6 protein-coding genes are annotated in these 6,609 nt (G+C 65.2%); 3 read left to right on the top strand and 3 right to left on the bottom strand.

Annotated elements, in window-relative coordinates; genetic code table 11:
* The first annotated feature begins 357 nt into the window (after positions 1–357).
* The gene (locus ACNA7R_RS18645) at positions 358–1,701 is read left to right on the top strand and encodes an LVIVD repeat-containing protein (protein ID WP_416285022.1); all 1,344 of its coding nucleotides are present in this window, start codon (positions 358–360) and stop codon (positions 1,699–1,701) included.
* 641 nt (positions 1,702–2,342) lie between these two features.
* Positions 2,343–2,888: a hypothetical protein gene (locus tag ACNA7R_RS18640; RefSeq protein ID WP_416285021.1), complete on the top strand. Its 546-nt coding sequence runs from the start codon at positions 2,343–2,345 to the stop codon at positions 2,886–2,888.
* A 301-nt stretch (positions 2,889–3,189) separates the two neighbouring features.
* Here the strand turns inward: ACNA7R_RS18640 and ACNA7R_RS18635 are convergent, their stop codons facing one another.
* Positions 3,190–4,026, bottom strand: a complete 837-nt coding sequence (locus ACNA7R_RS18635; RefSeq protein WP_416285020.1) for an aldo/keto reductase — start codon at positions 4,024–4,026, stop codon at positions 3,190–3,192.
* A gap of 418 nt (positions 4,027–4,444) precedes the next feature.
* On the opposite strand from ACNA7R_RS18635, the gene ACNA7R_RS18630 reads away from it, so the two are divergent.
* Positions 4,445–4,621, top strand: coding sequence for a hypothetical protein (locus ACNA7R_RS18630; RefSeq protein ID WP_416285019.1), 177 nt, complete (start codon positions 4,445–4,447; stop codon positions 4,619–4,621).
* Between the two features lie 391 nt (positions 4,622–5,012).
* On the opposite strand, the gene ACNA7R_RS18625 is transcribed toward ACNA7R_RS18630, so the two are convergent.
* Both ACNA7R_RS18625 and ACNA7R_RS18620 read right to left on the bottom strand, forming a co-directional pair.
* Positions 5,013–5,666: a succinylglutamate desuccinylase/aspartoacylase domain-containing protein gene (locus tag ACNA7R_RS18625; RefSeq protein ID WP_416285018.1), complete on the bottom strand. Its 654-nt coding sequence runs from the start codon at positions 5,664–5,666 to the stop codon at positions 5,013–5,015.
* Positions 5,667–6,034: 368 nt separating this feature from the next.
* Positions 6,035–6,609: hypothetical protein (locus ACNA7R_RS18620; RefSeq protein ID WP_416285017.1), on the bottom strand; the 575-nt coding region annotated here is incomplete at its 5' end.

Here is a 6,609-nt window from a genome sequence, read left to right as displayed (position 1 = left end):
CTTTCCCTCGAGTCAGCACGTGTTCTTCGGGGACGACGATGTCGTGCATGCGGAACTGCGTCTGCGTGTGGCCCGCCATGTTCGTGTAGTGTTGTTCGATCTCGACGCGGTCCTCGTTGTCCTCGAGGTCGACGATCACTGATCCGTGTCCGTCCGGGAACTTCGCCCAGACGACCACGGCCGACGGAGCGGCTGCTGCGTTCGAGTTTCAGGTTTTCGAGAGCATATTTCATAATCCTTCGCTCTTCATTCGAACACTGAAAACAATCGTCTAACGCTATAATTTGTTATGTGAACTACCAACTACCGGTACGATACCGGTGGGCAATCATGAGAGACACACCACGCCGAACGTTCATGAAGCGAACAGGAATGGCCGGACTGGCCACAGTGGGACTCGCAAGCGGTTCGACAGCCGCCCGCACGGATCCCCCGGGCCACGATCGGCGTCGGACGCGAGGTCGGCTCACGCCGCTCGGCCAGAAACTCCCGCCGGAGGACAATCCGGATCACGTCACGTACACGTTCGGACACGTTAACACGGACGGAACCTGGGGTGGGGCCAGTAGCTTTGCCGGCGAGAGCGCCGTCATCAGCTCGCTGTACGACCTCTCGGATCTCGAGGATCCCGAACTCGTCCACGAGCTCGCGCCGCCGAACGACCTGACGCGCTCGAACGACATCAAGTTCGATCCACTCCGGGAGGGGCTCTATATCCGGGCCCTCGAGGCCAACGACGAGGGCTCGTTCTTCGAGCCGGAACCGGATCCGGACGGAAAGTTCGGCATCGAAGTCGTTGACTTCGGCTGGGAGGAGGGGACCCCCGAGAACCCCGAGGTCCTCGCGTATCTCGAGACGCCGAACATGGGCGTTCACAAGCTCACCGAACACCCCGAGGAACCGGTGCTGTACCTGATCGACAAGGTGACCGACGAGCCGGGACTCATCGCGGTCGACATCAATGATCCCCGCAACCCAGAGATCGTCGAACAGTTCGGCCCGCCGGGGTACTGCCACGACTGTGAGGTCGAAGCCGGCCGCGAGGCGCTACACGCCGCCTACATCATCGGCGAGACCGTCGGCTACGTCACGTTCGATATCTCCGATCCATTGGACCCAACCCAGCTGGGCTTTTTTGACTACGACGACCAGCCCGAGTACACCGCGATCGGCGAGCCGGGGTTCGAGTTGGCCCACCAGATCCACCCCGAACCCGAGCGCGAACTCGCGATCATGGGCGACGAGCAGTTCAGCGGCATCCCCGGCGGCAAACACATCTTCGACACCGGCTGGGACGAGGGCAGCCTCGAGGACCCCCAGCCGATCGGGTTCACGCACTCACCCGACGCGCGCGACCAGGAGGAGTATCCGGGGGCCTGGACGACCCACTTCCACGACGTCGTCTATGACCGCGGCGAAGTACTGCTAATTGATGGTGGCTACTCGCAGGGGGCCTGGGTCGCCAACATCACCAACCCCGAGGATCCGACGCCGACCGAGCGCTACGCGACTGACGACGGAATCGACGACGTCACGCCGTACGCCTGGGGTGCGTTCTACAACGAGGCCCGTGAGTTTGCGTTCGTCACCGACAGCAACACCGGCGTCTACACCTTCAGTGTCTCGGGGAAGGCCGCCCGCGGTAAAGACGGCGGCGGCCCCGGGTCCCACTACGACCTCGAGGCGATCCTCGAGGGGTAGCGGTCTCCCCGGCGCCACACCGGTGGACTCGCCGCCCCACCACGGCCAGTCGCCGGGGTCCCAGGTCTGGCCGGTCATCTCGCTCAGGATGCTGCCGAAGCCGCGGACGCCGTAGGCGTTGCGGGCGATGTTCGTCCCGTACCCGCCGGGATACCGCGAGAGTTGAGCGGTAGCCTTTCCCTCCGCGTGGTCCCACATCGAGACGTTGAGTCGCTGGGACAGTTCGACCGCTTCCGGGTCCGCCTCGGAAGCGATCGGCCAGAGGTTCGACGAGTGATGTACGTCGTCGGGGACGCGGTCGTCAGCCCGGCGATTCCGATCCGTTTCAACTTGAGCAAGCGGAGTCCCCGTCCTCAAGGGGCATCGCAGTCCGCGCAAGCGGGCAAGAAGCCCAGTAGGGCGGGGTAGTAGACCCGATCGATCCTCGAGGACGCTCTTCCGAGACGACCGCGGTCGAACGCTCGAGCCCTCTCGAGGGCCTCGAGTCAGTCGACCTCGTCGTCGCTCGCCGACCGCGGCCGGGAAACCGATCGAACAACTACCTATTGTACAAAGTGTATTTCACAGATATTGATGTTTTTATCACTAGGTAATGTGGATGTAGAAATCTATTAATGGTCGGAGGAAAATTATCTCCGAATATGGACAGACGAAAAGTCCTTCTCGGTAGTGGTGCTGTGCTCACGACGCTCGCCGCCGGCTGTGTCGGCGATCTCCAGTCGGAGACCAGCGCGGGGCGAAGCGCGAACGACGGCAATCCTGGAAACAGCGGCGGTCGGGGCAACCGGAAGGACGACCATCCCGGCGAGGGACGAGGGCAGGACGGACCGAACGGCGTCCCCGGCTTCGTCCCCGAGGAGGTCGAACTCGAGAGCGCGGTCGTCTCCATCGAGGAGTTCCGGCGCCGCGGTCGCACGCTGACGGTCGTGCTCGCCACGACGGTCAGGGACCTGGCGCAGCTCCGCGACGAACTCGACGAACTCCCGTCCGCCCTCGAGGAGGGGATCGAGGACGCCGAGGGGTTCTTCGGCCAGATCGAGACGGTCGAGACCACGCTCGCACACACGTCCGGAGTGAAACTCGCCACCGCCCGGCTCGACGGCGACACGCTGCGTGCGTACGCGGACGGCGAACTGACCGAGGACGAGCTGATCGCGGAGTCTCGCCACCGGATCGAACTGGTGTAGTCGCTCGAGGCAGCTGTCAGTAGTGTCGTACTGTTTCAGTCGGACAGCCGGCGAACTGACCGGCGCTCCCTGAACGAGTCACAGCTGGTCGAGCGGTGCGGCCCGACTCGCGCGCCAGCCGGCGATCGCGGCGTGACCGCGGTCGGCGGGGCCGAGAACGCGGTGATCGCCGGCGAGGCGGTCGTCGTCATCAATCCGCCGCCCGCCGACGACTAAGCCGACGCCGACCTCGTTTTACGAATCGGTCGGGATCGGTTAGCCGGTCGCCCTCGCTGACGACAGGCAGCGACGGCGACCCGCCTCAGCGCTCGATCCCGTACACCTCGCGCGTCCAGTCACGCGTCGGGGTGTCGTACACCGGTCGGTCGCGATCACGCTCGTCCAGCCGTCGGCGGTCGGCCTCGTCCAGCGACCAGTCGAGATCGGCGTTGGCCCGCACGTGCTCGGGGGTCGCCGACCGCGGCAGCGCGACCATGCCGCGGTCGAGTAGCCACCGAAGCGTCACCTGGGCGGGACTCCTGTCGTACCTCTCGGCGAGTTCGCGGACGACCTCGTCGTCGAACACGTCCGCCCGCCCGAACGGCGCCGCCGCCTCGATGACGGTGTCCGATTCCTGGCAGTAATCGACGAGGTCGGGCCGCTGGAACCATGGATTGAACTCGATCTGGTTGACTGCGATCGGAACGTCCGTGATGTGGTGGGCACAGCTCAGCTGGTAGGCGGTGAAGTTCGAGACGCCCACGTTGCGAACGAGCCCGCGATCGTGGAGTCGGGCCATCGCCTGCAGCGACTCCCGGAGCGAGATCGCGGGGTTGGGCCAGTGGATCAGGTAGAGATCGAGGTAGTCGGTCCCGAGTCGCTCCAGCGACGCCTCACACGAGCGGATCAGCGACTCGTAGTCGAGGTTCTTCGGGAGGACCTTCGACGTGAGAAACACGTCCTCGCGGTCGTACTCCGCGAGGACGTCGCCGATGACGGCCTCGTTGTGGTACCCCTCGGCGGTGTCGATGTGGGTGTAGCCAGCCTCGAGCGCTGTACGAACGCTGGTGGCCGTCTGTTCGTCGTCGAGACCGTACGTGCCCAGGCCGAGCGCGGGCAGTTCGTCGCCGCTCGGGAGCGTTCGTGCAGGGTTGCTCACACGGTCCGTTCACGAGATCGATAATTGAACCTACCGCTTCTGGCGGGTGAGTTCGGGATCTGGCTCAGGTCTCGACCGTCCCGAGGACGCGGTCCCGCAGCTCCCTCTCGGAGATGTCGCCGCGGTTGTACGCCTCGACCCACTCGGTCCAGACCGTAACGCTGCCGATCGACATGAACACCCAGTGAAACTACATTTTCATACAATCCGATTAGTTCTCCTATGGATGATAGCTACGGCCGAGCGTTCCGCTGCCCGCGGGGCCGCCGGGCGCCCCGACTCCCTCGCGTCGCGGTCGGCCCGAACGCGTCGCTCGAGAAATCTCGAGCCGCTCCGACCGACGAATGAACGCCGAAACGAACTATCTCGAGCCCTGAAACGCCGAAGGACACTAGTTCGGTGGATCCTTAGCCGGGGTATGTCCCCGGATCGGGATCTGACTGATCGGCTGGCGACCGCGGACGATCCGGAGCTCCTGCTGGCCTGGGAGCTGTGGTGCGAGCGGGGCGTGATCCTGCCGGGGTACGCCGGCGAGATCGCCGAACTCCGCCGGATCAACCGCGAGTGGGCCGACGAGGACGAGCCGTTGCGCTGACGCGCCCGGTCCGCGCTCGAGAACCGCACACTTCGATCGCGTCGTCGGCTGGCGTCGCCGTCCGGAACCGAACAGCACCGGCGCCGGCCGGAGGACACCCCGTACTCGAGGGCGAAAACTCGGTCGCAGTCACCGCGAGCGCCGTCGCTACGGAAAACGAACGTCGAAAGGGGGAGGGGACGTGGTCGCGTGGCGGTGCCGAGTGGGGTGGCCGACATCGAGAGGCGACCCGGGTAGGGGTGGGGTGGGAGGCGGGATTCCGCCGAGATATCCTACCGCGGACACGATCAAAACGGTTCCTCCAAAGCAGGTTGGGTCGGCGCCGCGACGATGTCGCTACGGCAGGCCCCCCTCGAGCCCAACTGGAGAGCCCGATTCGGGGACGACCCGCTTACTCGCGTTCGACCTCGATCCCGTGATGTGCGAGCAGCGTCGCGGCGACCGCCTCGGACCACCCGGTGCGCGTCTCGAGGGCGGTGTCGTGGCGGGTGACCTCGGTCAGGTAGCCCGCGGTCTCGAGATCCGCCGAGACCTTGTGGATCAGCCGCGGGTGGGCGCCCGCGAGCGTGTTGCCCCGCGTAAAGTTGTAGGCGCCGCCGTACCGGCTCGAGGGCCGAACCACCGCCTCGTTGAGCGAGCGGTTCGCGCGGGCGGCGATCGCTCGAGCGTCGCCGGCCTCGGTCGGAAAGATCGCTTGCCCAAACCCGCTGGGGCCGAGCGAGGCGCCCCAGATCCCCATCGAACTGTGCATGTCGATCACCGCGTCGGGGTCGGTCTCGACAAGGAACGACCAGATCGCCTCGGCGATCGGCGTCGTCGGCGACCGACCCGCCGGGAACTGCTGGTTGAGGTCGCCGTGGGGACCGCTGTAGGTCCGATCCCTGACCGCGGGCGCGTTGGCTTCCGGAATTACGACGAGCGTGCCCCGGTCGAACTCCCACTCGCGAGTGCTGTGAGCGGCGTCGATCCCGGCGAGTTCGCTGCCGTGGACGCCGCCGAGGACGACCACGGTCTCGCCGTCGTCCGGCGCGTCGCGGACGTACACTGGGGTCTCGTACCTCGTGCCCGGACGCAGCGTTTGCGTCTCCTCCGTGATCGATCCCGCGGCACTGACCGTGCCGAAAGTGAGCGCCGCGAGTGCGGTTGCCGACCCGCCCGCGATGACGGCTCGCCGACCGAGCGCTGATCGCCGCTCCGAACTCTTCGCTGGACTTTGGTTTCTCACAGTTATACTCCAATAGCCCGACACTAGAGTATATAAAATTATACTTCTGGGATAGATATTAAGAATTATGTGTGAGTATCGAGTCATCGGCGAGAACAGGGACGAACGGGTCCGACTCCGCGATCCGCATCGGCCGGGTGCTACTCGCCGCACGGATCTCCTCCCCCTGGGGAGGGTCGCTCCGCGGTTCAGACGGTTTCGAAGTTTAGTCGGTACGCGGTCATTTCGCCACACCGATCCAGCGAGAAGCTGTGGGCGACGCTCTCACCCGGTGCAAGGGTGAACCGGCCGGAGTCGGCGGAAAGGGGGTTCCCGTCGGCTCCCGTGATCACTGCGATCGCCTCGTAGGAAAGCTCGGAGCCGTCGGTCGTGTTCTCCATGTCGACGTCGACGTTACAGAGGTACGATCCCGTTCCTGACTCCCAGACGAACTCGTGCTCGACCTCGAGTGCGCCCTCCAGTTCGTCCTCGAGGACGAGCTCCGAATCCGGTTCCTCCGGTGCTGGTGACGGTTCGTCGTCCTCTTCGTCTCCCCCCGTCTCGTCTTCGTCGTCGCTTTCGTCCGTTTCCTCGTCGCCATCGTCTTCATCGTCGTTTTCGTCCGGCTGCTCCTCGTCGGGTCCATCGTCAGCGTCGGTCCCGTCGTCTCCTTCATCCGCAACATCTTCCTCTTCGGCTTCGTCGTCCTCGCCCTCGGCCGGTTCCTCGTCGGCTTCTCCCTCCGTCACGTCCTCGTCGGACTCCTCGAACTCTTCCTGCTCCG

Origin of the sequence: Natronococcus sp. (assembly GCF_047921035.1) — an archaeon.
In the GTDB taxonomy this organism is placed as follows: domain Archaea; phylum Halobacteriota; class Halobacteria; order Halobacteriales; family Natrialbaceae; genus Natronococcus.
The sequence above is the reverse complement of the archived record's forward strand: the minus strand, read 5'-3'. Positions and strand labels throughout refer to the sequence as shown.